Annotated in this window: 18 protein-coding genes; 7 read left to right on the plus strand and 11 right to left on the minus strand. The window is 68.3% G+C overall.

What is annotated here, in order from left to right; translation table 11 throughout:
• Nucleotides 1-47: 47 nt before the first annotated feature.
• From PO605_RS22880 to PO605_RS22890, 3 genes are all read left to right on the plus strand, one after another.
• Complete coding sequence (locus PO605_RS22880; RefSeq protein ID WP_272206905.1) at nucleotides 48-2519, plus strand: TonB-dependent siderophore receptor; 2472 nt, start codon at nucleotides 48-50, stop codon at nucleotides 2517-2519.
• A 278-nt stretch (nucleotides 2520-2797) separates the two neighbouring features.
• On the plus strand, nucleotides 2798-4321 hold the full coding sequence (locus PO605_RS22885; RefSeq protein WP_047472994.1) for a hypothetical protein: 1524 nt from the start codon (nucleotides 2798-2800) through the stop codon (nucleotides 4319-4321).
• 117 nt (nucleotides 4322-4438) lie between these two features.
• Entirely contained in the window at nucleotides 4439-5059 is a 621-nt protein-coding gene (locus PO605_RS22890) for a glutathione S-transferase family protein (RefSeq protein WP_047218388.1), read from the plus strand.
• Nucleotides 5060-5094: 35 nt separating this feature from the next.
• On the opposite strand, the gene PO605_RS22895 is transcribed toward PO605_RS22890, so the two are convergent.
• Together PO605_RS22895 and PO605_RS22900 are read right to left on the minus strand one after the other, a co-directional pair.
• A complete protein-coding gene (locus tag PO605_RS22895; protein WP_046986770.1) occupies nucleotides 5095-5430 on the minus strand; it encodes a type II toxin-antitoxin system YafQ family toxin in 336 nt (111 codons plus the stop codon).
• On the minus strand, nucleotides 5430-5726 hold the full coding sequence (locus tag PO605_RS22900) for a type II toxin-antitoxin system RelB/DinJ family antitoxin (protein ID WP_043790100.1): 297 nt from the start codon (nucleotides 5724-5726) through the stop codon (nucleotides 5430-5432). The genes PO605_RS22895 and PO605_RS22900 overlap by 1 nt, the downstream gene beginning before the upstream one ends.
• Nucleotides 5727-5988: 262 nt before the next feature.
• Between PO605_RS22900 and PO605_RS22905 the strand changes: the two genes are divergently transcribed.
• A complete protein-coding gene (locus PO605_RS22905; RefSeq protein WP_016451380.1) occupies nucleotides 5989-6243 on the plus strand; it encodes a hypothetical protein in 255 nt (84 codons plus the stop codon).
• Nucleotides 6244-6276: 33 nt separating this feature from the next.
• Here PO605_RS22905 and PO605_RS22910 read toward each other — a convergent pair whose 3' ends face one another.
• The 8 genes from PO605_RS22910 to PO605_RS22945 form a co-directional block, all read right to left on the minus strand.
• On the minus strand, nucleotides 6277-7083 hold the full coding sequence (locus PO605_RS22910) for a hypothetical protein (protein WP_047472995.1): 807 nt from the start codon (nucleotides 7081-7083) through the stop codon (nucleotides 6277-6279).
• A gap of 32 nt (nucleotides 7084-7115) precedes the next feature.
• A complete protein-coding gene (locus tag PO605_RS22915; protein WP_016449190.1) occupies nucleotides 7116-7748 on the minus strand; it encodes a hypothetical protein in 633 nt (210 codons plus the stop codon).
• 318 nt (nucleotides 7749-8066) lie between these two features.
• Nucleotides 8067-9044 carry a DUF808 domain-containing protein gene (locus PO605_RS22920; RefSeq protein ID WP_047472996.1) on the minus strand — a complete coding sequence of 326 codons (978 nt, stop codon included), beginning with the start codon at nucleotides 9042-9044 and terminating at the stop codon, nucleotides 8067-8069.
• 128 nt (nucleotides 9045-9172) lie between these two features.
• Nucleotides 9173-10405: a VWA domain-containing protein gene (locus PO605_RS22925; protein WP_016449188.1), complete on the minus strand. Its 1233-nt coding sequence runs from the start codon at nucleotides 10403-10405 to the stop codon at nucleotides 9173-9175.
• The gene (locus tag PO605_RS22930; protein ID WP_016449187.1) at nucleotides 10402-12969 is read right to left on the minus strand and encodes a DUF5682 family protein; all 2568 of its coding nucleotides are present in this window, start codon (nucleotides 12967-12969) and stop codon (nucleotides 10402-10404) included. Before PO605_RS22930 ends, PO605_RS22925 begins: the two co-directional genes overlap by 4 nt.
• A gap of 62 nt (nucleotides 12970-13031) precedes the next feature.
• Nucleotides 13032-14114, minus strand: coding sequence for an AAA family ATPase (locus PO605_RS22935; RefSeq protein WP_016449186.1), 1083 nt, complete (start codon nucleotides 14112-14114; stop codon nucleotides 13032-13034).
• Nucleotides 14115-14180: 66 nt separating this feature from the next.
• Nucleotides 14181-15935, minus strand: a complete 1755-nt coding sequence (locus PO605_RS22940; RefSeq protein ID WP_154833879.1) for a DUF5691 domain-containing protein — start codon at nucleotides 15933-15935, stop codon at nucleotides 14181-14183.
• Nucleotides 15932-17392 (minus strand): SWIM zinc finger family protein, encoded by a 1461-nt coding sequence (locus PO605_RS22945; protein WP_047474913.1) that lies wholly within the window; start codon nucleotides 17390-17392, stop codon nucleotides 15932-15934. The genes PO605_RS22940 and PO605_RS22945 overlap by 4 nt, the downstream gene beginning before the upstream one ends.
• A 483-nt stretch (nucleotides 17393-17875) precedes the next feature.
• Here PO605_RS22945 and PO605_RS22950 point away from each other — a divergent pair, with 483 nt between their 5' ends.
• The gene (locus PO605_RS22950) at nucleotides 17876-19195 is read left to right on the plus strand and encodes a putative DNA modification/repair radical SAM protein (RefSeq protein WP_047218382.1); all 1320 of its coding nucleotides are present in this window, start codon (nucleotides 17876-17878) and stop codon (nucleotides 19193-19195) included.
• A 15-nt stretch (nucleotides 19196-19210) separates the two neighbouring features.
• A complete protein-coding gene (locus PO605_RS22955) occupies nucleotides 19211-20050 on the plus strand; it encodes a TIGR03915 family putative DNA repair protein (protein WP_047469993.1) in 840 nt (279 codons plus the stop codon).
• Nucleotides 20051-20128: 78 nt separating this feature from the next.
• Here the strand turns inward: PO605_RS22955 and purL are convergent, their stop codons facing one another.
• Nucleotides 20129-24160 (minus strand): phosphoribosylformylglycinamidine synthase, encoded by a 4032-nt coding sequence (gene purL / locus PO605_RS22960; RefSeq protein ID WP_047469995.1) that lies wholly within the window; start codon nucleotides 24158-24160, stop codon nucleotides 20129-20131.
• Between the two features lie 178 nt (nucleotides 24161-24338).
• On the opposite strand from purL, the gene map reads away from it, so the two are divergent.
• On the plus strand, nucleotides 24339-25154 hold the full coding sequence (map, locus tag PO605_RS22965; protein ID WP_016450769.1) for a type I methionyl aminopeptidase: 816 nt from the start codon (nucleotides 24339-24341) through the stop codon (nucleotides 25152-25154).
• Nucleotides 25155-25188: the final 34 nt, after the last annotated feature.

Consider the following 25188-nt stretch of genomic DNA (forward strand, 5'->3'; position numbering starts at 1 on the left):
AGCAAAGACATCGCTTTTTCCTTTGCCGCTTCTCAAGGACGGCCTCCATGCCCAGCCTGCCCAGCACCCGCCGCGCCGCCCATCCACCCTCGTGCACACGCCCCACGGCGGTGGCTGCACAGGCCTTGATGCTGGGCCTGTTGATCACGCTGGGCCTGCCCGTGACCGCCCTGGCCCAAAGCCCGGGCTCCGCCCCGGATGCCAGATCCATCCGGTTCGACCTGCCGGCCGGTGAACTGGAGACCAGCCTGCACAGCCTCGCGCGCCAGGCAGGCATCACCCTCTCGTTCGATCCAGCCCTGGTCCAGGGCCGACAGTCGGCGGCGCTGAGCGGTACGCGCGGCGTGCACGAAGGGCTTGCCGCCCTGCTCGCCCCGCACCAGCTGCAGGCCACGCGCACGGCCGAAGGCGGCTGGGCCGTGCACCGTGCGCGGCCCGGGGCCGCGGCCGAGCATGCGCTGCCCACCGTGAACGTGCTGGCCGATGCCGAGCATGAAAGCGCCTGGGGCGCCGTGCCCGGCTACGGGCCGCGCCGCAGCGCCTCGGCCATGAAGATGGATGTGCCGCTGCTGGAGACGCCGCAGCAGGTCAGCATCATCGGCGAGGCCCAGATCCGCGACCAGGCCATCTCCAGCGTGGCCGAAGCCGTGCGCTACAGCGCGGGCGTGCGTCCCATGGACTACGGCATCACCGATGACGACGTGGCCGTGCGCGGTTTCTATCTGACGGGCACGGGCCTGTACAGGGACGGCATGCGCATGGTCCACAACGGCTTCATGACCAACCTGGAGCCGTATGGGCTGGTGCGGCTGGAAGTCGTGCACGGCCCGGCCTCGGTGCTGTACGGCCAGTCCGCGCCCGGCGGCCTGATCAATGCCGTCACCAAGCGCCCGCGCGCCGGCATGCAGCGCGAAGTGGGCGTGGAATTCGGCAGCCACGACCGGCGCCAGCTCACGGCCGACATCGGTGGCGCCATCAATGAACAGGGCACGGCACTGGCCCGGCTGACCGTGCTCAAGCGCGAATCGGGCACGCAGTGGAACGGCCTGCGCGCCGACCGCAGCTACATCGCCCCCTCCTTCACACTGCTGGGCGAGCGCACCAGCCTCACCGTGCTGGCGCAGTACCAGGAGGACGAAACCGGCTTCGTCATCCCCTACTACCGCCAGACGCCTGCGGGCTGGTCGGCCACGGACATCAACGTCAGCGGACCGGGATCTGGCCACCACAAGCGCAACGCCAGCGTGGGCTGGCTGCTGGAGCACCGGCTGAACGACCAGCTCACGCTGCGCAACAACCTGCGCTACCTGGACGGCCGCAACGACCGGCGCGAGATGCGCAACCGGGGCCTGACGGCCGACCAGCGCGGCATGGCACGCCTGGCCATGGTGCGGCCCGACGCCGAACAGACCTGGGTCATGGACACGCAGATCGCAGGCCGCCACCGGACGGGTGCCGTCTCGCACCAGTGGGCCGTGGGCTTCGACTACTACCGCTCCAGGCTCGACTGGCGCATCTACTCGCTCAACGGCGCCGTGGCGCCGCTGGACCTGGTCAACCCCATCCACATCGCGCCGAACTGGAATGACAACTACCTCAGCGACCGCGCGCTGGCCCGCACGCACCAGGCAGGCCTGTACGTGCAGGACCAGATCAAGTTCGGCGAGCGCTGGGTGCTCAGCGCCGGCCTGCGCCGCGACAGCGCACGCATAGACACCGACTACGACGCGCGCGCCGCAGCCACCGCGCCCTTCGCCATCACCACCGTGCGCCGCACCGACAGCGCCGTCACCGGGCGGCTGGGCCTGATCTACCTGGCACCCAGCGGCCTGGCTCCCTATGTGTCCTTCAACAACTCCTTCCAGCCGCCGCTGACCACGGTCACGGCCACCGACGCCAACGGCAGGCCCTACGAGCCCGAGACCGCGCGCCAGTTCGAGGCCGGCCTGCGCTACGCGCCGCCGTCGACCGGCTACACGCTCAGCGCCGCAGTGTTCGACCTGCGCAAGCGCAATGTGCGCACGCCATCCACACTCAACCCGCGCTTCGACGTGCAGACCGGCGAAGTGCGCAACCGGGGGCTGGAGCTGCAGGCCCAGGGCGAGATCGGCGGCGGCTTCTCGGCCATTGCGGCCTATACCTACCTCGACTCCAGGGTCACGCGCAGCAACAACGCCATCGAGATCGGCGCGCGCCCCGGCGCCACGCCGCGCCATGCCGCATCGCTGTGGGGCAAGTACCAGCGCGGCGCCCTGGAGCTGGGCCTGGGCCTGCGCCACATCAGCGCCACGCCTGGCGAGCTGCCCATGGACGGCGTGAAGACCCCCATGAACGACGCCTACACGCTGTGGGACGCCATGGCCGCCTACACCACCGGCCCGTGGCGCTTCTCGGTCAACCTCAGCAACCTCACCGACAGGCAGTACCGCACGCAATGCAACACCTTCCGTGGCGGCGCGCAATTCTGCGCGCTGGGCTTCGGGCGCGAGGTGCGTGTGGCGGCGGCCTATCGGTTCTGAGTGCCGCCATTGCTGCCCGCCAGGGGGAGCAATGCAGGCCCCCGCTCTTGGAACAACGCCCGGCGGACAGCAACAGACCGCCCACTCGGCATGCATCTGCAGCACGCTCGGTGCAGCTTGCATCCAGCACAGCGCATCGCGGACCTGCTCGTCTGGATCGGATGGCGTTGCACCGCCGCAGCTGCATTGGTTCAGCCGCGCACCACGCCATCGACTTGACATTTCGCCCAGTCCACACCGCGCTCTGCTGGCGACAATCAGGTCTTTGAAAGGCGCGCATGCACTACGGCAAATCCCAGGCCATTGGAGACAAGAGCATCTTCATCATCGACACCGCCATGAGCGTGGTCGATGGCCGGCTCTACTACGAGTACTGCAACAAGGGGGACAGCACAACGTCCTTTCTGCGCGCCGTTGATGTGGCCACCGGCAACGTGCTCTGGGACCACCGCATGCGCGAGAGCGAGGGCATGTCGTGGTTCGTGGACGAGCGGCATCTGATGCTCTGCGACCAGGTGCTTGATGCCCGCACCGGCGAATGCCTGTTCGACTTCCATGCCGTGCCGGGCATGCAGGCTAGGCATTGGCCCGTTCCCGTGGAGCTGGACGCGCATCGCTGGCTCGTCGCGATGGAGGAGAGCAGTCCCGAGGGCCGCTATCTGCTGCTGGACCGTCGCACCTGGCAGGGCAGCACGCTGGCGCTGGGCCTGCAGGGTGCGTTTGTGCTGGAGGGGGCGGTCTACGGCTGGATCGTCCACCCTGAGCGCTCGGAGCTGCGGCGCTGGCATGAAACCGACGGGCACACCGAGCATGTGCTGTGGGTGGACAGTGCCCGCGACCTGTACTCGCCCGCCATTGCAGGCGCGTGGGCCGTGTTCGGCCCCGGCAGCAGAGACCACGTGGACATCGATGCACCCTGGCTTCGCATCCATCCTTGCAGCGGCGAAGTCCTGGCCATCACACCTCCCGTTCAACCTGACGATGAGCGCCGGCATGTGCATGCCCAGCGGGCAGCGCATCGTGACGGCGTGGTCTATTTCTGCTTTGCACGCCAGGGCATGTATGGCTATGACATTCGCAGCAACCGTTTCGGACCGTGCCTGTCGCCTACCCATGTCAGCGCGCCGCAATGCCATGCCGGCGTCCTTTATGGAATACAGGACAGGCACGAGGACGGCATGGAGCGGGCCTATCTTGTCGCCGTGGACCCGGACACCGGCGCCCCGCTTTGGGAAACCCCGTGCAGCAGCCGCAACTACAGGCATCTGAGCGTGAGCGAATGCGGTGTCTTTCTAGGCATTGCGGGCGGCAAAATCCAGCACCTTCCGCCAGCGGGCCGCAGGCGCAGCACCCCAACGGCAGAGCCTGCCAAACGCGCCGAAAGCGCCAAAAGCGCCAAGGCAGCCACCGGGCCGGTACGCACCGTGCCGCCCGAGTCTCCCTATGCACACATGCTGGACGACATGCCCACGCTGCTCGATGCCCTGCAGGCGCGCGCCTGCGCGCAGAGCCCGGATAGCACCCTCACGGCCGTGGCCGTCTCCAAGCCCTGGGCCATGGTGGCCTGCATCGAATATGGCGAGGACCCCGACTTCCCCCATCTGCGCCTGCTGGATCTGCAGACCGATGCCTGGATCGCGCTCGACTGCAACGACCTGATCGACGCCCCCATGATTGAAGGCATCACGTTCGTGGATGGCCAGGACGGGAAGCTGGACCTGCTACTGCATGACGGCGGCCGCCACACCATCCACATTGACCTGCCCGCACGCACCGTGCGCTGGAATGCCGAGCAGGCATAGGACAAGACAACGATGCCGCTTGCACGACCGTGCAATACGCACTAAGTTGGAGGGCCGGTCCGGCCATCGGCGCCGACGGCAGAATCTGCCCGTATCCCACCCCTACCCGTCTCTTTCATGACCACCCTCAAGCTCTACTACGCTCCCGGCACCTGCGCCCTGGCCGCCCGCATCGCCCTGATCGAGGCCAATGCGCCCCATGAAGTCGTCAAGCTCGATTTCTCCAAGGGCGAGCAGCGCAGCCCCGAATACCTGGCCATCAATCCCAAGGGCCGCGTGCCCGCCCTGGTGACCGAGCGCGGCGTGCTCACCGAAACGCCGGCCCTGCTCGCCTATATTGCCCGGCGCTTTCCCGAAGCACGGCTTGCCCCGCTGGACGATGCCTATGCCTTCGCCCACATGCAGGAGTTCCACGGCTACCTGTCCTCCACCGTGCACGTGGCCCACGCCCACGGCCGGCGCGCAGGCCGCTGGGCCGATGACGAGCCGGCCATTGCCTCCATGCAGCGCAAGGTGGCAGCCAACATGGCCGAATGCTTTGGCGTGATAGAGCGCCATTACCTGGGCGACGCGCCCTGGGTGCTGGGCTCCGACTATTCCGTGGCCGACGCCTATCTGTTCACCATTGCCGGCTGGCTGGAGGGCGACGGCGTGGACATCGCCGGTTTCCCCAAGGTGCAGGCGCACTTCAAGCGCATGGGCGAGCGCGCTGCCGTGCGCGGGGCGCTGGGGAGCTGAGTGGGGAGGCTGCCCGCGGCCTGCGATGGCCGCGCTCAGCCAAACAGATCGCCGTGGGTTCCAAGGCGCTTGAAGATGACGATCTCCATGTCTTTGGCTTCGGGATGCGGATCAATGCGGTAGATCAGCAGGAAGTCGCCCCCCAGATGAATATCCCGATCGCCCGCGTCCCATTCATCATCGGCGATCAAGGCGTGATCGCTCCACTGCGCCGCCAGCACCTGCTGCGCCGTGTGGGCAATGAGCAGGCCGCCGACCTGGTTCACCAGTGTCATGTCGTAGCGGCCTGATGCCGCCATGCGCTGGTAGTCCTTCTTGAAGGTCTTGGTGTACGCGATGGTGCGCAGCCTGTAGCCCTTCTTGCCGGCCATCAGGCTTCATCCCTTTCCATGGCCTGCAGCATGGCTTCAACAGAGGCATGTCCAGGTTCACCGCCTCTGGCGATTTCTCTCGCCTCCAAAGTGGCCTGCCGGTTTGTCTCTCTACGCAGCCGCATCGCCTGCACCTGCTCCGCCGTCAGCCGCAGGTCAAAGGGAATCCCGTTGTGCAGCACAACGCCCTGCAGAAACATGCGCACGGCGGCGTTCACATCCATGCCCAGCGTAGAAAGTATGTCGGCAGCGCTGTCGTAGATCTTGTCATCCACAGTAGTACGGATGATGGTCATCTTTTGCTCCTTTGAAGTCACTTGCCGACCTATTCTAGGCAATCTCAAATCAACTGTTGCTGCGACCTTCCACACGCATTCACTTGCAAAAACAAAAAACCAGACAGTCATTCGTAAATTTCCCTTCGCAGTCCTCCAAGTCCCGGACCTCTACCGACGTCCGCAAGCCTTGCCTACAGTCGCCAGGACAGGCAGGGGCGTTGCACAAGGCGGCGCCTTTTCGCCATTCCAGAAACGACGGATTCAGACGACAGGGTGGAGCATGCAAAGACAAGCCAGGGTGATTGCCATCAACAACCAGACGGGGCTCATCGGCCTGCAGCCGGAGGGAGAGGACAGCTGTGTGCTGGCGCAGCAGCTCGATACCCGCCCCGTGAATACGGGCCAGATGCTGTCAGGGGAGATGGACAGCGTGGGCATGGAGACGTTTGTGAACGCGCAGACGCAGGACCGCATCGAGGTCTTTGTCGAGGCCTACGGGCTGTCTGCGGAGGCCGTGGAGCTGGCGATGCGCTGAGTGGGCCGGCCAGCGAAGGCGCGGGTGCCGGTCTCAAGGCCGCGCCCACTGCGCCAGCGTGTGCCGCGCCAGGGCCTCGACATCCAGCGGAGACCGGGGGTCCACCGCCAGCTCTCCCAGCATCACCATGGCCTCGGGAATCTGGTTGCGCTCGCGCAGCAGCAGGGCCTTGTTCAGCAGCAGAAAGCCGCGGGTCTGGGCATCGGGGCCGGCCTTCAGGCCGCTGTCCAGCAGGGCAAGGCATTGGTCGGGGTCGTCCTCCATCAGGGCCGCTGTCTTCCAGGCGGGGGCGAAGCCAGGGGTTTCGCGGGTCATGGTCAGGGCGGCCTGGCGCACCTTGCTCCTGTCGGTCTCCCACTCCAGGGCGAGGTAGCGCAGATAGGTGCCTTGCGGGAGCTTGCCATCGCGCTCCATGCGCAGGCTGTGCACGGCCGTCTTGGCCATGAAGAAACCCCTGGGAGCCATTGCATCCACGCGCCGGTAGTGGCGATAGGCCGCATCGAAGTCCTTTTGCAGCAGGTAGGTGAATGCGGCGTCGTAGACGGGATAAGGCCAGTCCGGCGCCAGCTTCGAGGCGGTCTCGAAATGCGCCAGCGCAGCCCGGTTGTCACCGCGCTGCCCTGCGGCGCGGCCCAGGGCATGGGCATCGCGCGCCGCCTGGCTGACGGGTGTGGCGCGGGGCAGTTCCCAGCTGAAACGGCCATCGGCCTTGTCCAGGTCGCTGCGCTTGAGCACTCGGCCTGCGCTGTCCTTGAAGACGATGTCGTCGGCTGCCATGGCGGGCCCTGGCGCCAGCAGCTGCAGTGCCAGGGCCATGGCGGCAAGCAAGGGGAGCTTCATGGTGTGCTGAGCTTGGTTCGGGAAAGCCGATATTAGGGCGCAGACGCAGACGCAGGAGCGGAGCCGGCAGAAGGGGATTCACCTGCAGGCCTGCCAGTTGAGGGGGCCGTGGCGGCGGCACGCCTTCCCCTGCCCCTGGCGCGCGGGCGGGCAAGGTGATTCATTTGCCATTCCAGCGATTCGGTATCGAAGTCGAAGGCATCCAGCAGGGCAATGGCTTTCCTGGCCTCCCTGAAGTCCACTTCCGTGACGGGCGGACTGTGCCGCAGCGACAGATCGTGCTTGAGCAGCCATTGCTGCAGATCGGCCAGCGCGACGATGGAGATGCCCTGGTTGATGAGCTGTGACGCGGTGACTTGCGCCAGCATGGCCGGCGTCAGTTGCCTGCAGGAGCGCAGGCCCAGGACCTGCCTGAGCTTGGCCACCAGGGGAGTGCGCAGCTCGAACTGGGGCAGGCTCTCGAAATGGGCCAGGGATTCGAGGTACAGGTCCGGCTCCGCATGTATGGCGTCCAGGTCGTTGGGCAGATTCAGCAGTTCGCAGATGCGATTGAGGGCGGTGCGTGCGCGTTCGGTGCCGAGTTTCTCGGCCTTGCCCGCTTGCGCGACCGAGCAGCCGGCGATGACGGAGCGCAGCACATTGGCCTTGGTGAGATTGGAAATCATGGAATCCCCCTGATGAAAATCCAGGGACCCGCGCGGAATCAGCTTCAGCCGCCCGGTCCCGACAATGGCTCTGGCGCGGCGATGGGCCGTTCACGGAACCTCGGAGGCCGGCAGGCGCAAGTGCATTGCGCCGCCGCCAAGGGACAGGAGGACGCCAGGCCTTGCAGAGTTCCAGGGGAAATGCACGTGCTTGCGCCCACAGTCAAATGCGATGCGCTGAGGTGCAAATTCCATGCAGATTCCATCGAAAAGGAGGCCTGACGGCCCCCCTGGTGTGCTCTGCCGGCTGCAGCCCCGGCAGGCGTTGCTTGCGGCGACTCAGCGGCGGCGCAGGCGCTTGATGCCTTCGACAGCCGCCAGCACGATGGCGCCGGCCACGATGCCGGCCACCGCGTTGAGCACATTCACCGCCAGCACGCGCCACAGGCCGCCCAGCGCGCCCTGGGCCACGGCATCGCCCAGGCCCTCCACGGCGTGGTGCAGCGCAGGCACGCCGTGTACGAGGATGCCGCCACCCACCAGGAACATGGCGGCCGTGCCCGCAACGGACAGCCCCTTCATGAGCCAGGGCGCGGCGGCGACGATGCCCCGGCCCAGCGCGCGGGCCGCAGCGCTGGCACGCTGGCCCAGCCACAGTCCCAGGTCATCGAGCTTGACGATGCCGGCCACCAGACCATAGACGCCCACGGTCATGATGAGGGCAATGCCCGCCAGCACGGCCACCTGCTGCCCGAACGGCGCCGAGGCCACGGTGCCCAGGGTAATGGCGATGATCTCGGCCGAGAGGATGAAGTCGGTGCGCACGGCGCCCTTGATCTTGTCCTTTTCCATGGCGACGAGATCGACGCTCGCATCGGCATTGGCCTGGGTCAGGCGCTCGCGCTCCACGGCATCTTCCTCGGGCGAATGCAGGAATTTGTGGGCCAGCTTCTCGCAACCCTCAAAGCAAAGAAAGGCGCCGCCCACCATGAGCAGCGGCGTGACAGCCCAGGGGATGAAGGCGCTGATCAGCAGCGCCGCAGGCACCAGGATGGCCTTGTTGATCAGCGAGCCCTTGGCCACGGCCCAGACCACGGGAATCTCGCGCTCGGCCCGCACGCCCGTGACCTGCTGGGCGTTCAGGGCCAGGTCATCGCCCAGCACGCCGGCCGTCTTCTGCGCAGCCACCTTGGTCATGACGGACACATCGTCGGCCATGGCCACGCTCTTGCGGGCCGCGACCTTGGTCATGAGGGCCACGTCGTCCAGGATCGCTGCAATATCGTCCAGCAACATCAGCAAACCAGCACCAGCCATCGCATTACTCCAGTGAATTGTTCGGGGAACTTCTTTTTGCCTGGGCGCCATCATGGGGCCTGGGCATGTCCTGCCCATGTAGGAGATGCCCGGCGGCCAGCCCGGTCACGGGGCCGACCGGCCGTCCGTCACTTGCTGGTCTTGAAGCCCTGCCCTGCCGCCCAGGCCGCCACGTCGTCGCGGCGGATGGCGGCGGCCATGAGCTGCGGGAAGGCGTCCGGCGTGCAGGCAAACGAGGGCACGCCCAGCGCGGCCAGCTTGGCGGCCAGTTGCGCATCGTAGGCAGGGGCGCCTTCGTCGCTGAGGGCCAGCAGCGTGATGAACTGCACGCCCGACTCCACCAGTTCGGAGGCGCGGCGCAGCAGGCCGCTTTCCACACCCCCTTCATAGAGGTCGGAGATGAGCACGACGATGGCATTGCGCGGCTCGCTGATCAGGCCCTGGCAGTAGCCCACGGCGCGGTTGATGTCGGTGCCGCCCCCCAGTTGCACGCCGAACAGCACGTCCACGGGGTCGGAGAGCTTGTCGGTCAGGTCCACCACCGCCGTGTCGAAGACCACCAGACGGGTAGCGACGGCCGGCAGGCTGGCCATGACGGCACCGAAGATGCTGGAGTAGACGACGGAGTTGGCCATGGAGCCGCTCTGGTCTATGCACAGGATGACTTCGCGCTGCGGGCGGCGGACCTTGCGGCCGTAGCCGACCAGGGTCTCGGGCACGATGGTGCGGTAGTCGGGCTGCCAGTGGCGCAGGTTGGCGCGGATGGTGCGGTTCCAGTCGATCTCGGAATGGCGCGGGCGGCGGTTGCGCTGGCTGCGGTCCAGCGCGCCCGAGACGGCGCTGCGCATGGGCTCTTCCAGGCGGCGCATGAGGTCGTCCACCACCTTGCGCACGACGATGCGCGCGGTCTCCTTGGTGTTCTGCGGGATGACGGAGCCCAGGGAGATGAGGTCGGCCACCATGTGCACGTCGGGCTGCACATGCTCCAGCATTTCGGGCTGGAGCATGAGTTCGCGCAGGTTCAGGCGCTCCATGGCGTCGCGCTGCATGACCTGCACGACCTGGCTGGGAAAGTACTTGCGGATGTCGCCCAGCCAGCGGGCCACGCTGGGCGAGGAATTGCCCCGGCCGCCCCGGCGCGAGAGGCTGCCGTCCTTGTTGTCTTCTTCGTAGAGCGCGGCCAGGGCCTTGTCCATCTCTTCGAGGGAGCCGCCCTTGGCGCCCAGCCCGCCGCAGCTGCCCTCGGCCGGCTGGCCCAGCACCAGGCGCCAGCGCTGCAGCCGGTTGGTGGGCTGGACGGCGGGGTCCTGCGGATCGGCGTCGGCAAGGGATGCATCGTTCACGGTGGCAGCGGTGTTCATGGCTGGGCCTCCTGCGGGCTGGACAGCAGTTGCGCGGGCAGGTTCAGGCCCAGCAGTTGATCGAGTACGGGAAGGGCAAGCACGGCGCGCGCCTCGTTCCAGGCGCCGTCGTCACCGCCGCCTGCCGCGCCTGCGGCACCTGCGGATGCAGCCGCCACGACGGCCGCACTGCCCTGCCCTCGCCGGGCCTTTTCGCCCAGGCTCTGGCGGTCATGGTTGGAGAAGGCCGAGAAGCTGCGGCGCACCAGCGGCAGGATCTGGGTGAACTGGGTCTCGCCCAGCTGGGCCAGCCAGGCATCGACGGCGCCCCAGATGGCGTCGTCGTGCAGCAGCACCAGGGCCTGGCGGTTGAGAAAGCCGTCCAGCCAGGCGGCAGCGTCCAGCGGCGGCACGCCCAGCGAGAGATTGCGGCCCAGTTGCGTGGCCACGGCCTCGCTGTCCAGGCGGTGGGCATCCAGCAGCAGGCGGCAGGACGTGCCGCGCAGCAGGGCCGCGCCGGCATCGCCCAGGGCAATGCTGCGCAGGGCGCCGAACCAGACCTCGCGCGGCTCCTCGGCATCGCGCAGGCGCAGGGCCTCGTGGGCCTGCAGCACCGTGGCCTGCATGTGCCTTGCGGCGTCTTCATCCAGCGCCATGCAGGCCAGGGGCAGGCCGATGGCGGCACGCAGCGCCATGCTGTCGATCACCGTGGCCAGCGCCTGGGTGTCGGTCTGGCGCACGCTGCCGTAGCGCAGCACATTGGCCAGCGGCGGCAGCGCCTGCATGAGCTGGGAAACGTCGCCGGTGCTGGCAGAGCGGTCGGCCAGGTCGTGCATGAGGGCATCGACCAGGTGCGGCAGGTCGGCCAGCAGGGCGTCGTCGATGGTCCTGGCCAGCTCGGGCAGCGGTGTCTCGGGCGTCAGCGCCTGGCGCACCTTGGCGGCTGCAGCCTGCACCAGGGTGCCGCCGTAGCGGCTGGCCTCGATGACGCGCACGGCCAGCTCGGGCTCCCACTGCAGTTGCCAGCTTTCGCGGAAGGTGCCCCGGTTGCGCTGCTGGTCGGTGGTGACGCTGCCCCACTCTATGCCCAGCAGGCGCAGCCGGTGCAGGAAGTGGCTGCGGTCGCGGTCCGTGTCCTTGCGCAGGTCCAGGGCCAGGACCTTGGCGGCCGCCTCGGGCTTGAGGCGCAGGCTTTTTTGCTGCTGCTCGATGTCGCGCTGCAGCGGCACCTGGGGCACGTCGGCGGGCACGCCGCCGATGCGGTCGCCCACGCTGAGTTCGCGCTCGATCAGGCGCAGCGGAGCGCGCTCGCCCATGCTGATGACGGTGACGATGGCCTCGTCCAGCTCGGGCAGGCCCGGGCTGGCGTGGCCGCGCAGGGCCGCCAGGCTTTCGGCCAGGCGCGTGGCCTCGATGATGTGGGCGCTGGAGCAGTCCAGGTCCTTGGAACGCAGCAGATGGGCCACGCGCGCCAGCCAGCCGACGGTGCGACGGGTGCTGGCGCGTGCCGGGTCGGCAGCAGGTGCGGACTGGAGCAAGGACTCGGGCGCAGGCTCGGAGCAGCGCCACAGGTGCTCATACCAGCCCGGCGAATCCACGCCCGCTCCATAGCCGCTGGACGAGCACAGGTTGCGGTAGGTCCAGGGCGCCCAGGTGGCCTGGACCTTGGCCTTGGGCAGGCCCTTGAGCGTGGCGGCATCGGCCTTGGCGGTGACCTGGGCCTGCAGGGCCGGCACATGCCATGCGCCGCAGACCACGGCAATGCGCTGGTGGCCGGCCTTGACGGCCTCGCGCATGCACTGGCGCATCCAGGCTTCGCGCAGCGCCTCGCGCCGGGCGTGGCGTTCTCCGCGCACTTCGTTGGGCAGCTCGGCGCGCACCACGGCCATGGCTTCGGCAATGCCCTCGAACAGGGTGGCGCCGTCGCCGCGCTCCTCGACCATGCGGTTCCACCAGCTTTCGCCGTCGGGGTAGCCTGCCGCCTCGGCCAGCAGGTCCAGCGGATCGCGCCAGTCCCGCCTGCCGGGGTCCGAGGGATCGACGGCGAGGTCGGCAGCCGGCACGGACTGCGTGGTGTCGTCGCGGTCCAGGGCCTCGGCGGCATTGCTCTGGAGCTGGCCGCCGTCTGCCGCAGCGACGCCGGAATCGGAGCCGGTGTCGGCATCCTGGCCTTCATCGCCCGCATCCTCGCCCGCATCACCTGCATCTGCTGCCGCCGCCTCGGCCCGGCGCCGCTCCTGCTCGGCCATGTCCAGCGCCATGCGGTGGGTCTGGGGCAGGTCGATGAAGCGCGTGGCCACGCCCTGGCGCGCCGCCCATTGCAGGGCCTGCCATTCGGGCGAGAACTCGGCGTAGGGATAGAAGGCGGCATGGGCCGGGCTGTCCTGCACATAGACCAGCATGGCCACGGGCGGCTGCAGGTCGGCATGCTGGAGCATGGGCAGCAGGGACTCGCCCTCGGGCGGGCCTTCGACCAGCAGGCAGTCGGGCTGCAGCTGCTCCAGGGCCTGCAGCAGGCTGCGCGCGCAGCCCGGGCCATGGTGGCGGATGCCGAAGAAATGAAGCGGATTGGCAGAGGTGGCCATACGGGAAGTGCACAGGAGATGCGCAGAAGATGCGGTCGGTCAGCGGAGCGGGAGTGCGGGCTTCAGAGCTGCTCGCGGCAGGCGCGGTACAGGTCCTTCCAGTCGCTGCGCTCCTTGACCACGGTCTCCAGGTATTCCTTCCAGACCACGCTGTCCTGCACCGGGTCCTTGATCACGGCGCCCAGCAGGCCCGAGGCCACATCGCCCGCGCGCAGCACGCCGTCGCCGAAATGCCCGGCCAGCGCCATGCCGCTGTTGATGACCGAGATGGCCTCGGCCGTGGACAGCGTGCTGCTGGGCGACTTCACGCGCACGGTCTTGCCGTCCTCGGTCTGGCCGTTGCGCAGCTCGCGGAAGATCTGCACCACGCGGCGCACTTCCTGCAGGGCCGGCGGCTCGGCGGGCAGTGCCAGGGCGCGGCCCTGCTCGGCCACGCGCTTGGTGACGATCTGCACTTCCTCGTCCTGCGATGCCGGCACGGGCAGGACCACGGTGTTGAAGCGGCGCTTGAGCGCGCTGGACAGCTCGTTCACGCCCTTGTCGCGGTTGTTGGCCGTGGCGATGACCGAGAAGCCCTGCACGGCCTGCACCTCGGTGCCCAGCTCGGGCACGGGCAGGGTCTTTTCGGACAGCACGGTGATCAGCGTGTCCTGCACGTCGGCCGGGATGCGGGTCAGCTCTTCGATGCGGGCGATCTTGCCCAGCTTCATGGCGTTGACCAGGGGGCTGGGAATCAGCGCCTTCTCGGACGGGCCATGGGCCAGCAGCTGCGCGTAGTTCCAGCCGTAGCGCAGCTGCTCCTCGCTGGTGCCGGCCGTGCCCTGCACCAGCATGGTGGAGTCGCCGCTGACGGCGGCCGACAGGTGCTCGGACACCCAGGACTTGGCCGTGCCCGGCACGCCGTACAGCAGCAGGGCGCGGTCGGTGGCCAGGGTGGAGACGGCGATTTCCATCAGGCGCGGATTGCCGATGTACTTGGGGCTGACCTCGAAGCCGTTGCCGAGCTTGCCGCCCATCAGGTACTGGAGCACGGCCCAGGGCGACAGCTTCCAGTTGGGCGGACGCGGACGGTCGTCCACCTTGCGCAGGGCTTCGAGTTCTTCGGCGAATTGCTGTTCGGCATGCTGGCGCAGGACTTGGCTCATGGTGTGCTTCCGGAAAGGGATGGGAATGGGATTCGGTAGGGGGTGGGTGGCAAAGCGGGCCCGGCCTCAGGCCTGGCCGCGCAGTGCGATGAAGGCCTGGTGCAGGCCCAGGCGCAGCTCGACGATGCGCTCCAGGTGGCCGCGCATGCGCTCCTCGTCCCAGGGCCGCGCGCGGCTGCGTTCGAGGCGCGCCTGCTGCTGGGGCGTGAGGGCAATGGCCGGGGCGGCTGTTGCTGCAGATGCCGAAGCGGCTGCGGTCTCTGCAACAGGCTCGGCCGGGGGCTCTGGCTCGGGCTCGACCTGCGCATCCAGCACCGAGGGCTTGCGCCACAGCTCGGCAAAGCGCTCCAGCGCGGTCACGTCCAGCATGCGCGCGCAGGACAGCAGGGCCTGGTCGGCGCGGTAGCTGTGCCAGTTGCCCGTGATCTGCTTGCCGCCCACGGCCACATGCAGTGCCTCGGTCAGCCGCGCCGACAGCGCCGGCGAGAGCAGTTCGGCACCGCCCAGCGACTGGGACATGCCCTCGATGGCGTCGATGAGCTTGTGCCTGTCGCGCTCGAACTGGGCAATCCAGCGGGACTCGCGTTCTTCGGGGGACAGCCGGGCCATGAGGGCGGGCAGCAGCGCATCGTGGCGCATGTCGCGGCCCAGGGCCTGGGCGGCATCGATCCATTCCACGTCCAGCTGGTACTGCAGGGCCCGCACCCAGCCCTGGCGCAGCGAGGATTTCCAGTCGCTGCGCCGGCTCCACTCCATCACTTCCAGGGGCGTCAGGCCCAGGGCGCGGGTCCAGAAGGACACCGGGGTGAGCTGCACCATCTGCTCCAGCAGCCAGGCCTTCTTGCCGCCACGGAAGTAGGCATCGGGCTTGAGCGTGATGCCGTCGCGCTCCCATTCCTTGAGGCCTTCCTCGGGGGGCTCCACGATCCACTGGCCCTTGTCGTCCTGCTGAAGCATGGACTGCATCCAGCCCATGACGCGCTGGCTGTGCGCGCTGTCCGGCAGGCACGAGAGCATTTGCGCGGCGTTCTCGCGGATTTCCTTGCTGCGGTCGGACAGCAGTTTTTCGAGCAGCGGCTCGTCGTCCATGCCCAGCCCCACGGTCAGTGCCTGGACCATGGGCAGGCGCTCCTTGGCGCCCAGCTCCTTCAGGCTGCCTTCCAGCCGCGCACGGGCCTGGGCGGCATCGGCCGCGCGCTCGCTGCGCAGCAGGGCCACGCGCTGCTCGACCGAGCCCTCCTGCCAGACCAGTTCGGGGTCGGCGGTTTCCTCCACGCCGCTGGCATAGCTCCATTGCGGATTGAGCGCGCCCAGCCAGCGCCCGCGCTCGCCCAGCACCGGGGCCAGCCACTGGCGCAGCTCCACGGACTGGCGGCCCTGCTCCAGCGCAGGCACCAGCAGGTCATGGGGCAGGCGCTGGCCGGCCTGGTCCAGGGTGCGCAGCATGGAGGCCTGCAGCTCGAACGGTCCGTCCTTGAGCACGTCGCCCATCAGGGTCTGCAGGCGAGCATCGGCAGGCGCGGGGCGCGATTCTGCAGGTGCCGCGGCCGGCACGGCCAGCGGTGCCGGCAGGCGCACCTGCGCGCCGGGCTGCCAGCCTGCGCGCTCGAACACGGCCGCCACGGCGCTGGCGCGCAGCAGTTGCTGGGCGGGCGAGTCGCCGGGCAGGTCCGCCCGGGGCAGCAGCGCGGCCTGCACGGCCTGCTGCGACCACGGGGCAGACGGATCAACGCCCGAAGCCAGCGCAGGCGGCACGGCCAGCCGGTCCGAGCCGACCATGGCCGATTGCTGCAGCGCAGTCCAAAGTTGTGTGTTGCTCATACCGGTTCACCCTGGTTCTGCCAGATACATTGCCGGGCACTTTCGCCCTCGCGGGCCTGCCAGGCGCTCAGCAGGCGCCAGCGGCCCACGGCCGGGCCGGGCTCCCATTCGCCAAACAGCTGCATGGGCGCGCCGCCGCTGAGCGCCAGCAGGCGCCAGGCTTCGGCATCGTCAATGGCCACGGGAACGGGTTGCACAGACGCGGCAGTGCCGTCAGCAGACACGCCGGGCGCAGCCGCCGATGCGCCCGGCGCATCGGGCCAGGCCGCAAACCATTGGCCCTGGGCAGGCACCAGGCGCAACCCGTCCTGGCACAGCGGCTGCGTGGCCTGCAGCGGGTTGGCGGCAATGCGCCGGCCCATCTGCTGCAGGACGTCGCCCACGGCCGAGGTGTCCAGCGGGCTGGCGCCCTCGGCAGGCAGCGCAGGCCCGTTGCCGTTGGCGGCAATGGCGCGCAGCGGCGCATGGCCCGGGTAGAAATTCAGCGCGCATCCGTAGCGATGGCCAGGCACCCAGGCCGATTCGAAGCCGCGCCCGCCCTGCGCGTAGTCCAGCACCAGGGCCATGCGCCCCGTGCGCTGGCCCTGCAGCCAGACGCGCCGCTCCATGAGCCGGCCTTCGCGCTCGATCATGCGCAGGCCGGCCACCAGCCACTCGTCCTCGACCAGCTGGCCCCTGGCCTGCACCTCGGCCTTGTCCATGGGCCAGCCCAGCGCGGCCATCACGTCGGCCTTGACCTCGGGGCTCAGCGATTCGCGGCGGCGCACGGCGTCAATGATCAGCTGCCAGTGGCCCAGCTGCACCAGCATGTCGCGCGGCCAGTCGCGGTGGCTGTCCACCAGATCCCGGCAGTCCTTGATGCGTGCCGCCATGCCCGTGGCCTGCGCATCGACCATGCGCGCGGCCATGGTGTTCCAGCGCTGGCGCATCTGGGAGTCGCCGGCCTGGTTGGCCAGGCCCGCGCGCACCATGTCCTGCATCCACAGCGACAGTTCCTGCAGGCCCGCCTCGACCTTGTCCCAGCGCTTGTCTTCGCGCCTGGCCTGCTGCCCGGCCGCAACCTCGGGATCGGGTGGCGGCTCGGCCGCCGCAGCGGCAGCCTTGGCCTCCTTCTTCTCGGCCTTTTCCTGGCGGCTGTCCAGCCAGGTCTGCACCCAGGCCGGTGGATCGCCGCCCTCGGTGACCTGGCCGCCCGCACGCATCAGCATCAGCGCCAGCCCATGCTTGCAGGGGAACTTGCGGCTGGGGCAAGAGCATTTGAAGGAGGGTCCCGACAGGTCCACCTGGGTCTGGTAGGGCTTGCTGCCGCTGCCCTGGCACTCGCCCCACACCGCCACATCGTTGGCGCCCATGGCGGGCCATTTGGCGGGCGATTGCAGTCCCTTGGCGGCCTTGCTGGAGGAAGCGTCCGGCGATAGCGCCAGCACTTCGCTCTCTGTTCCTAATACACGCGACACCGAAGCTCCCTCTCCAAGTGTTTGTCATCGCCAGGCGCATTGAATGAAGAAAAAACGACCGCGCCCGGCAAGCCCGAAAGCCTATCAGCAATAGTTATCGGCAATTTGAAACAAATCACAACAACGTCAAACCTCTCTCCCATGAACCGGGAACCCCATGGCGCGCAGCCAGCTGCGCTATATCAGCGCATGCATTGATGGCACCAAGCCGTACCAGCCTTCAGGCATTAAAAAAAGACGCAGGAAACACGCATTCACCATTTCCTGCGATGCACATCGCCACCCATTGAAAGCAAGCACTCATTCCGCACTGAAAACGGTTTCATTCCATTGCACTGGCAACCATTGCAATCCGCTGGCCATTGCGATAGCCGACAGTGCGTTCAAACCGGAGCCAGGCAAGGCCGGACCAGACCCTGGCTGGGGGATGGGCTCTCGAAAAACCGGATGTGCCAGGCAAATATACTGTATATTCATACAGCCATGGAGCTGCAACGCAAACTTTTCATCCTCGCCGACGCCGCCAAGTACGACGCCAGCTGCGCCTCCAGCGGATCGCAGGGGCGCGACTCGCTGGACGGCAAGGGCATGGGCTCGGTCACCGGCATGGGCATCTGCCACAGCTATGCGCCCGACGGGCGCTGCATCTCGCTGCTCAAGATCCTGCTGACCAATGTCTGCATCTTCGACTGCCGCTACTGCATCAACCGCAAGAGCTCCAACGTGCAGCGCGCCCGCTTCACGGTGGCCGAGGTGGTGCAGCTGACGCTGGACTTCTACCGGCGCAACTGCATCGAGGGGCTGTTCCTGTCCAGCGGCATCATCCGTTCCAGCGACTACACCATGGAGCAGTTGGTGGAAGTGGCCCGCCGCCTGCGCGAGGAGCATGACTTTCGCGGCTACATCCATCTGAAGACCATCCCGGATGCCGCCCCTGAATTGCTGGCCCAGGCAGGCCGCCATGCCGACCGCCTGAGCATCAATGTGGAACTGCCCACGGCCAGCGGCCTGGCGCAGTTCGCGCCTGAAAAGGACGGCCGGCGCATACGCCAGGCCATGCAGGGCGTGGACCGGCATGTGCAGGCCTGGCGCGCGGCCACGCGCGAGCAGCGCCAGGCGCAGTCCCTGCCCGGCGCGCCCGCGCAGCGCGCCGCCGTGCCGCGCTTTGCGCCGGGCGGGCAGAGCACGCAGATGATCGTGGGCGCCGACCGCGCAACCGATGCCGACATCCTCGAATCCAGCCACACGCTGTATGCGGGCTACGGCCTGCGCCGCGTGTACTACTCGGCCTTCAGCCCCATTCCCGATGCCTCGCGCGATCTGCCGCCGCAGGCGCCGCCCCTCATGCGCGAGCACCGGCTCTACCAGGCCGACTGGCTCATGCGCTTTTACGGCTACGGGGCGGGCGAGATCGCGGCGGCCAGCCGCCACGGCATGCTGGACTTGGAGATCGACCCCAAGCTGGCCTGGGCACTGGCCAACCGACAGCAGTTCCCCGTGGACCTCAACCGTGCGCCGCGCAGCCTGCTGCTGCGCGTGCCGGGCCTGGGCACGCAGACGGTGGACCGCCTGCTGGCGGCGCGCCGCGTGCGCCGGCTGCGGCTGGACGACCTGCTGCGGCTGCGCGCCCCCGTGCAAAAGGCCCTGCCCTTCGTGCTGATCGACGGCCACCGCCCCCTGCTGGGCGAGACCGACTCGGCCGCGCTGCGCACGCGGCTGATCGCGCAGTCGCAGGCCAGCCAGGCCCAGGCGCGGCACAGCGGCATGCGCGTGCAAAGCGCACTGCAGGCCAGCCTGTTCTAGAACCTGGAGCACGCCATGCACGGACAGGCCCTCACCATCGAACTCGACAGCCCCGACGACTGGCCCGGCTTTCGCGCAGCCTGCAGGGCGCTGCTGGCCCATGGCGCCGACCCCGCCCTGGTGCGCTGGCGGTGGCCCGACACGCCGAGTGCGCAGCCACTCGGCGCGGGGGTGGACCTGTTTTCCAGCGCGCCGCAGCAGGCCATGCCCGCCTCGGCACTCGCCGGGCTGGCCGGCCCCGGCGAGGCAGGGCTGTCCCTGTCGGACACCCAGATGTCCGCCCTGCGCCATGCCTGCATGCACCGCGCGGCAGGCCGCTTCGAGCTGTGCCACCGCTGGCTGGCGCGCATGCAGGCCCGGCCCGAACTGCGGCTGGATGCGCTGGATGCGGACTGGCGCGCCATCGAGGCCCTGGCCCGCCCCGTCTCGCGCGAGATCCACAAGATGCACGCCTTTGTGCGCTTTCGGACCACGCAGCGGCAGAACCTGCCCGAGCTGCACATCGCCTGGTTCGAGCCCGAGCACCACATCGTGCGCGCGGCGGCACCCTTCTTCTGCAAGCGCTTTGCCAACATGCACTGGGCCATCCTCACGCCGCAGTGCAGCGTGCACTGGGACGGCCATGCGCTGCGCCTGGCGCCCGGCGCGCGCCGCAGCGATGCCCCGCCAGCCGACGCGGGCGAGGCCCTGTGGCTGACCTACTACGCCAGCACCTTCAACCCCGCGCGCCTGAAGGAGCAGGCCATGCTGCGCGAGATGCCGCGCCGCTACTGGCACAACCTGCCCGAGACGGTGCTGATCTCCACCCTGGTCCAGCAGGCCCGCGCGCGCACGGCGCAGATGCTGGCGCCGTAACGGCAGCCGCCAAAAAGAAACAGAAAAAAGAAAAGGCCCCGAAGGGCCTTTGTCTGCTTTGCAGCGTCGCTCAGTGCATCAGCCCAGCCACTTGCGGGCGTTGCGCCACACGCGCATCCAGGGGCTGAATTCCGACTTGTCGCCGTTGGTCCAGCTCATCTGCACGTTGCGGAACACGCGCTCGGGGTGGGGCATCATGGCCGTGAAGCGGCCATCGGCCGTGGTCACTGCCGTCAGGCCGCCGGCCGATCCGTTGGGGTTGAACGGGTACTGCTCGGTGGCCTTGCCGTGGTTGTCCACATAGCGCATGGAGGCGATGGCCTTGTCCGCATTGCCGCGGAAGCGGAAATTGGCAAAGCCTTCGCCGTGGGCCACGGCGATGGGCAGGCGGCTGCCGGCCATGCCCTGCAGGAACAGGCTGGGGGACTCCAGCACTTCCACCATGGACAGGCGCGCCTCGAAGCGGTTGCTCTGGTTCTGCGTGAAACGCGGCCAGTCCTGGGCACCGGGAATGATGTCGGCCAGCTCGGCAAACATCTGGCAGCCATTGCACACGCCCAGGCCGAAGGTGTCGCTGCGGCCGAAGAACTGCTGGAACTGTGCGGACAGGCTGTCGTTGAAGGTGACGGAGCGCGCCCAGCCGATGCCGGCGCCCAGCGTGTCGCCGTAGCTGAAGCCGCCGCAGGCCACCACGCCCGCAAAATCCTGCAGCTGCGCGCGGCCGCTTTGCAGGTCGGTCATGTGCACGTCCACCGCGTCGAAGCCGGCCTCGGTGAAGGCATAGGCCATTTCCACATGGGAGTTCACGCCCTGCTCGCGCAGCACGGCCACGCGGGGCCGCGCGCCCAGGTTCAGGAAGGGTGCGGCCGGGTTCTCGGCCGGGTCGAACGTCAGGTGCAGGTGCATGCCGGGGTCGGCAGGCTCGCCGGCTGCGGCGTGCTCGCTGTCGGCGCAGGCCGGGTTGTCGCGCTGCTGGGCGATCTTCCAGCTGACGGCATCCCAGACCTGGTGCAGGTCGCTGAGCGAGGCGCCGAAGACGGACTTGGCATCGCGCCAGACCTGCAGCTCGCCCTTGCCCGCATCGACCTTGGACGAGACGGGGCGCGTCTTGCCGATGATGTGGCTGCAGGTGGACAGGCCATGCTCGCGCAGGGTCTGCAGCACGGCGGCGCGGTCGGCCGTGCGGATCTGCAGCACGGCGCCCAGCTCTTCGTTGAACAGCGCGCGCAGCGTCATGTCGTCGCGGCGGCCGCTGATCTGGGAGGCCCAGTTCTTGCCTTCGCCCGAGTCCATGCGGCTGTCGCTGATGCCGTCGCCTTCGGTGACCAGCATGTCCACGTTGATGGCCACGCCCACATGGCCGGCAAAGGCCATCTCGGCCACGGTGGCCAGCAGGCCGCCGTCGCCCTTGTCGTGGTAGGCCAGGATCTGGCCCTTGGCGCGCAGGTCGTTGACGGCATCGACCAGGGCAATCAGGTCCTTGGCGTCATCGAGGTCGGGCGTCTCGTTGCCGGTCTGGCCCAGCACCTGGCCCAGGATGGAGCCGCCCATGCGCATCTTGCCGCGGCCCAGGTCCACCAGCACCAGGGTGCTGTCGTCTTCCGAGGCGTCCAGCTGGGGCGTGAGCGTGCCGCGCACATCGTCGATGGAGGCAAAGCCCGTGATGATCAGGCTGACCGGCGAGGTCACCTTCTTGACCTGGCCGCCCTCGTTCCACTGGGTGCGCATGGACAGGCTGTCCTTGCCCACGGGGATCGAGATGTCCAGCTGCGGGCACAGCTCCATGCCCACGGCCTTGACGGTGGCGTAGAGCGCCGCGTCTTCGCCGGGCTCGCCGCAGGCCGCCATCCAGTTGGCCGACATCTTGACCCTGGACAGTTCGATGGGCGCGGCCAGCATGTTGGTGATGGCCTCGGCCACGGCCATGCGGCCCGACGCCGGCGCGTTGATGGCCGCCAGCGGCGTGCGCTCGCCCATGGCCATGGCCTCGCCCTTGAAGCCCTGGAAATCGGCCAGCGTGACGGCCACGTCGGCCACGGGCACCTGCCAGGGGCCGACCATCTGGTCGCGGTGGGTCAGGCCGCCCACGGCGCGGTCGCCGATGGTGATCAGGAAGCGCTTGGAGGCCACGGTGGGGTGGGCCAGCACGTCGATCACGGCCTTTTCCAGGGGCACGCCGGTCAGGTCCATGGGCGGCAGCTCGCGCTGCACGGTGGCCACGTCGCGGTGCATCTTGGGCGGCTTGCCCAGCAGCACGTTCATGGGCATGTCCACGGGGAACTTCTGGTCGCCCGAGGCCACGGCCGTGTCCTCCAGCACCAGCTGGCGCTCCTCGGTGGCCGTGCCGATCACGGCAAACGGGCAGCGCTCGCGCTCGCAGAAGGCCGTGAATTCGGCCAGCGATTCGGGCGCGATGGCCAGTACATAGCGCTCCTGGCTTTCGTTGGACCAGATTTCCTTGGGCGCCAGGCCGGATTCCTCCAGGTTGACGGCGCGCAGGTCGAAGCGCGCGCCACGGCCCGCATCGTTGGTCAGCTCGGGGAAGGCATTGGACAGGCCGCCGGCACCCACGTCGTGGATGGCCAGGATGGGGTTCTTGTCACCCTGGGCCCAGCAGTGGTTGATGACTTCCTGGGCGCGGCGCTCGATCTCGGGGTTGCCGCGCTGCACGGAGTCGAAGTCCAGCTCGGCCGCGTTCGTGCCGCTGGCCATGGAGCTGGCAGCGCCGCCGCCCATGCCGATGCGCATGCCGGGGCCGCCCAGCTGGATCAGCAGGGTGCCGGCGGGGAACTCGATCTTGCGCGTCAGCTCGGAGTCGATCACGCCCAGGCCGCCCGCGATCATGATGGGCTTGTGGTAGCCGCGCATCACGGCATCGGCCCCCACGCCGACCTGCTGCTCGTACTCGCGGAAATAGCCGGTCAGGTTGGGACGGCCGAACTCGTTGTTGAAGGCCGCGCCACCGAGCGGGCCCTCGATCATGATCTGCAGCGGGCTCGCGATGTGCTCGGGCTTGCCCACTTCGCTGCCCCACAGCTTGGAGACCGTAAAGCCCGACAGGCCGGCCTTGGGCTTGGAGCCGCGGCCCGTGGCGCCCTCGTCGCGGATCTCGCCGCCCGCGCCGGTCGATGCGCCGGGGAAGGGAGAGATGGCCGTGGGGTGGTTGTGCGTCTCCACCTTCATGAGGACGTGGTTGACGGCCTTCTTCTTCTGGTAGCTGGGCGCCTTGATCTTGTCCAGGGCCGCCTCGAAGGTGGCGACGAAGCGCTCGACCTCATGGCCTTCCATGATGGAGGCGTTGTCCGAGTACGCGACCACCGTGTGCTGGGGCGAGACCTGGTGCGTGTGGCGGATCATGCCGAACAGGCTCTTGTCCTGGGCCACGCCGTCAATGGTGAACTGGGCGTTGAAGATCTTGTGGCGGCAGTGCTCGCTGTTGGCCTGCGCGAACATCATCAGCTCCACGTCCGTGGGATTGCGCTGCAGGCCCTTGAAGGCGTCGACCAGGTAGTCGATCTCGTCGTCGGCCAGTGCCAGGCCCCATTGGCGGTTGGCAGTCTCCAGCGCCGCGCGGCCGCCGCCCAGCACATCGACGAACTCCATGGGAGCGGCTTCCAGGGCGGAGAACAGCTGCTCGGCCTCGGCGCGCGTGGCGAAGACCGATTCGGTCATGCGGTCGTGCAGCAGGGCCGCGATCTGCGCGGTCTGCTCGGCCGACAGCTCGGGCTTGCCACCGAGCAGGCCGCTCTTGAGGACCACGCGGTACTCGGTGATGCGCTCGACGCGGAAGACTTCAAGGCCGCAGTTGCGCGCGATATCGGTGGCCTTGGAGGCCCAGGGCGAGATCGTGCCCAGGCGCGGGGTGACCACCAGGGCGGTGCCATCGGCCGGGCCTTGCGGGCCTTCGTAGGGATCTCCATAGGTCAAGAGCGCCTGGAGGCGCTCTTGCAATGCGGGCGTGGGTGCGGCGTCCGTGGCCACCAGGTGCACGAAGCGCGCGGCAATGCCGGTGATTTTGGGATGGATGGCGACCAGGTCGGTCAGAAGCTGCTGGGCGCGGAACGAGCTGAGAGCGTTTCCACCCTCGAACTGTGTCAGATGCAAGGTCACGTGGCGGCCTGTTGGGTGAGGAGGCTTGTGAAAAGCGCCCTGCGGCCCCGCCCGGCTGGGGGCAGGCCGCAAGGCGCTGAATCGGTGAGGCCGCCATTTTACCGGGCTGCGCCGTCCCGGTGGCGACAGCCGCCCCTTACCCCTGCACGTCCAAAGGCGCAATGGGATAATTGCGGGCATGAGCATCACCATCAAGAGCGCCGAAGACATCGCAGCCATGCGCGTGGCATGCCGCCTGGCTTCGGAAGTGCTGGACTACATCACCCCCCACATCAAGCCCGGCATCACCACGGCCGAGATCGACCGGCTGGGCGCCGAATGCATGGCGCAGCAGGGCACGGTCTCCGCCACCATCGGCTACCAGCCGCCTGGCTACCCGCCCTATCCCGGGCACCTGTGCACCTCGGTCAACCATGTGGTCTGCCACGGCATCCCCAATGACAAGCCGCTCAAGAAGGGCGACATCGTCAATGTGGATGTCACGGTCATCACCAAGGACGGCTGGTACGGCGACAACAGCCGCATGTTCCTGATCGGCGAGTGCTCCATCGCGGCCAAGCGCCTGTCGGCGCTGACCTTCGACGCCATGTGGCTGGGCATCCAGCAGGTCAGGCCCGGCGCCACGCTGGGCGACATCGGCAACGCCATCCAGACCTTTGCCGAAGGCCACGGCCTGTCGGTGGTGCGCGAGTTCTGCGGCCACGGCATCGGCCAGAAGTTCCACGAAGAGCCGCAGATCCTGCACTATGGCCGCCCCGGCACGGGCACCGTTCTCGAAGAGGGCATGGTCTTCACCGTCGAGCCCATGCTCAACCTGGGCAGGCGCGAGATCAAGGAACTGGGCAAGGACGGCTGGACCATCGTGACCAAGGACCACAGCCTCTCGGCCCAGTGGGAACACACCCTGGTGGTGACCAAGACGGGCTACGAAGTCATGACCCTGTCGGCTGGCTCGCCCGCGCTCCCGCCCTTTGTGACCGCCACGAGCTGCTGAGGCTCGGCATGTTTCTTGCGTGATGCGCAGGCAA

Source organism: Delftia sp. DT-2, from assembly GCF_028401915.1.
GTDB classification, from domain to species: Bacteria; Pseudomonadota; Gammaproteobacteria; order Burkholderiales; family Burkholderiaceae_C; genus Comamonas; species Comamonas tsuruhatensis.

Bases quoted from the DNA above. Each gene is read 5' to 3' on its own strand.
- PO605_RS22880 (WP_272206905.1), top strand. From the start codon at position 48: ATGCCCAGCCTGCCCAGCACCCGCCGCGCCGCCCATCCACCCTCGTGC.
- PO605_RS22885 (WP_047472994.1), top strand. From the start codon at position 2,798: ATGCACTACGGCAAATCCCAGGCCATTGGAGACAAGAGCATCTTCATC.
- PO605_RS22890 (WP_047218388.1), top strand. From the start codon at position 4,439: ATGACCACCCTCAAGCTCTACTACGCTCCCGGCACCTGCGCCCTGGCC.
- PO605_RS22895 (WP_046986770.1), bottom strand. From the start codon at position 5,430: ATGGCCGGCAAGAAGGGCTACAGGCTGCGCACCATCGCGTACACCAAG.
- PO605_RS22900 (WP_043790100.1), bottom strand. From the start codon at position 5,726: ATGACCATCATCCGTACTACTGTGGATGACAAGATCTACGACAGCGCT.
- PO605_RS22905 (WP_016451380.1), top strand. From the start codon at position 5,989: ATGCAAAGACAAGCCAGGGTGATTGCCATCAACAACCAGACGGGGCTC.
- PO605_RS22910 (WP_047472995.1), bottom strand. From the start codon at position 7,083: ATGAAGCTCCCCTTGCTTGCCGCCATGGCCCTGGCACTGCAGCTGCTG.
- PO605_RS22915 (WP_016449190.1), bottom strand. From the start codon at position 7,748: ATGATTTCCAATCTCACCAAGGCCAATGTGCTGCGCTCCGTCATCGCC.
- PO605_RS22920 (WP_047472996.1), bottom strand. From the start codon at position 9,044: ATGGCTGGTGCTGGTTTGCTGATGTTGCTGGACGATATTGCAGCGATC.
- PO605_RS22925 (WP_016449188.1), bottom strand. From the start codon at position 10,405: ATGAACACCGCTGCCACCGTGAACGATGCATCCCTTGCCGACGCCGAT.
- PO605_RS22930 (WP_016449187.1), bottom strand. From the start codon at position 12,969: ATGGCCACCTCTGCCAATCCGCTTCATTTCTTCGGCATCCGCCACCAT.
- PO605_RS22935 (WP_016449186.1), bottom strand. From the start codon at position 14,114: ATGAGCCAAGTCCTGCGCCAGCATGCCGAACAGCAATTCGCCGAAGAA.
- PO605_RS22940 (WP_154833879.1), bottom strand. From the start codon at position 15,935: ATGAGCAACACACAACTTTGGACTGCGCTGCAGCAATCGGCCATGGTC.
- PO605_RS22950 (WP_047218382.1), top strand. From the start codon at position 17,876: ATGGAGCTGCAACGCAAACTTTTCATCCTCGCCGACGCCGCCAAGTAC.
- PO605_RS22955 (WP_047469993.1), top strand. From the start codon at position 19,211: ATGCACGGACAGGCCCTCACCATCGAACTCGACAGCCCCGACGACTGG.
- map (WP_016450769.1), top strand. From the start codon at position 24,339: ATGAGCATCACCATCAAGAGCGCCGAAGACATCGCAGCCATGCGCGTG.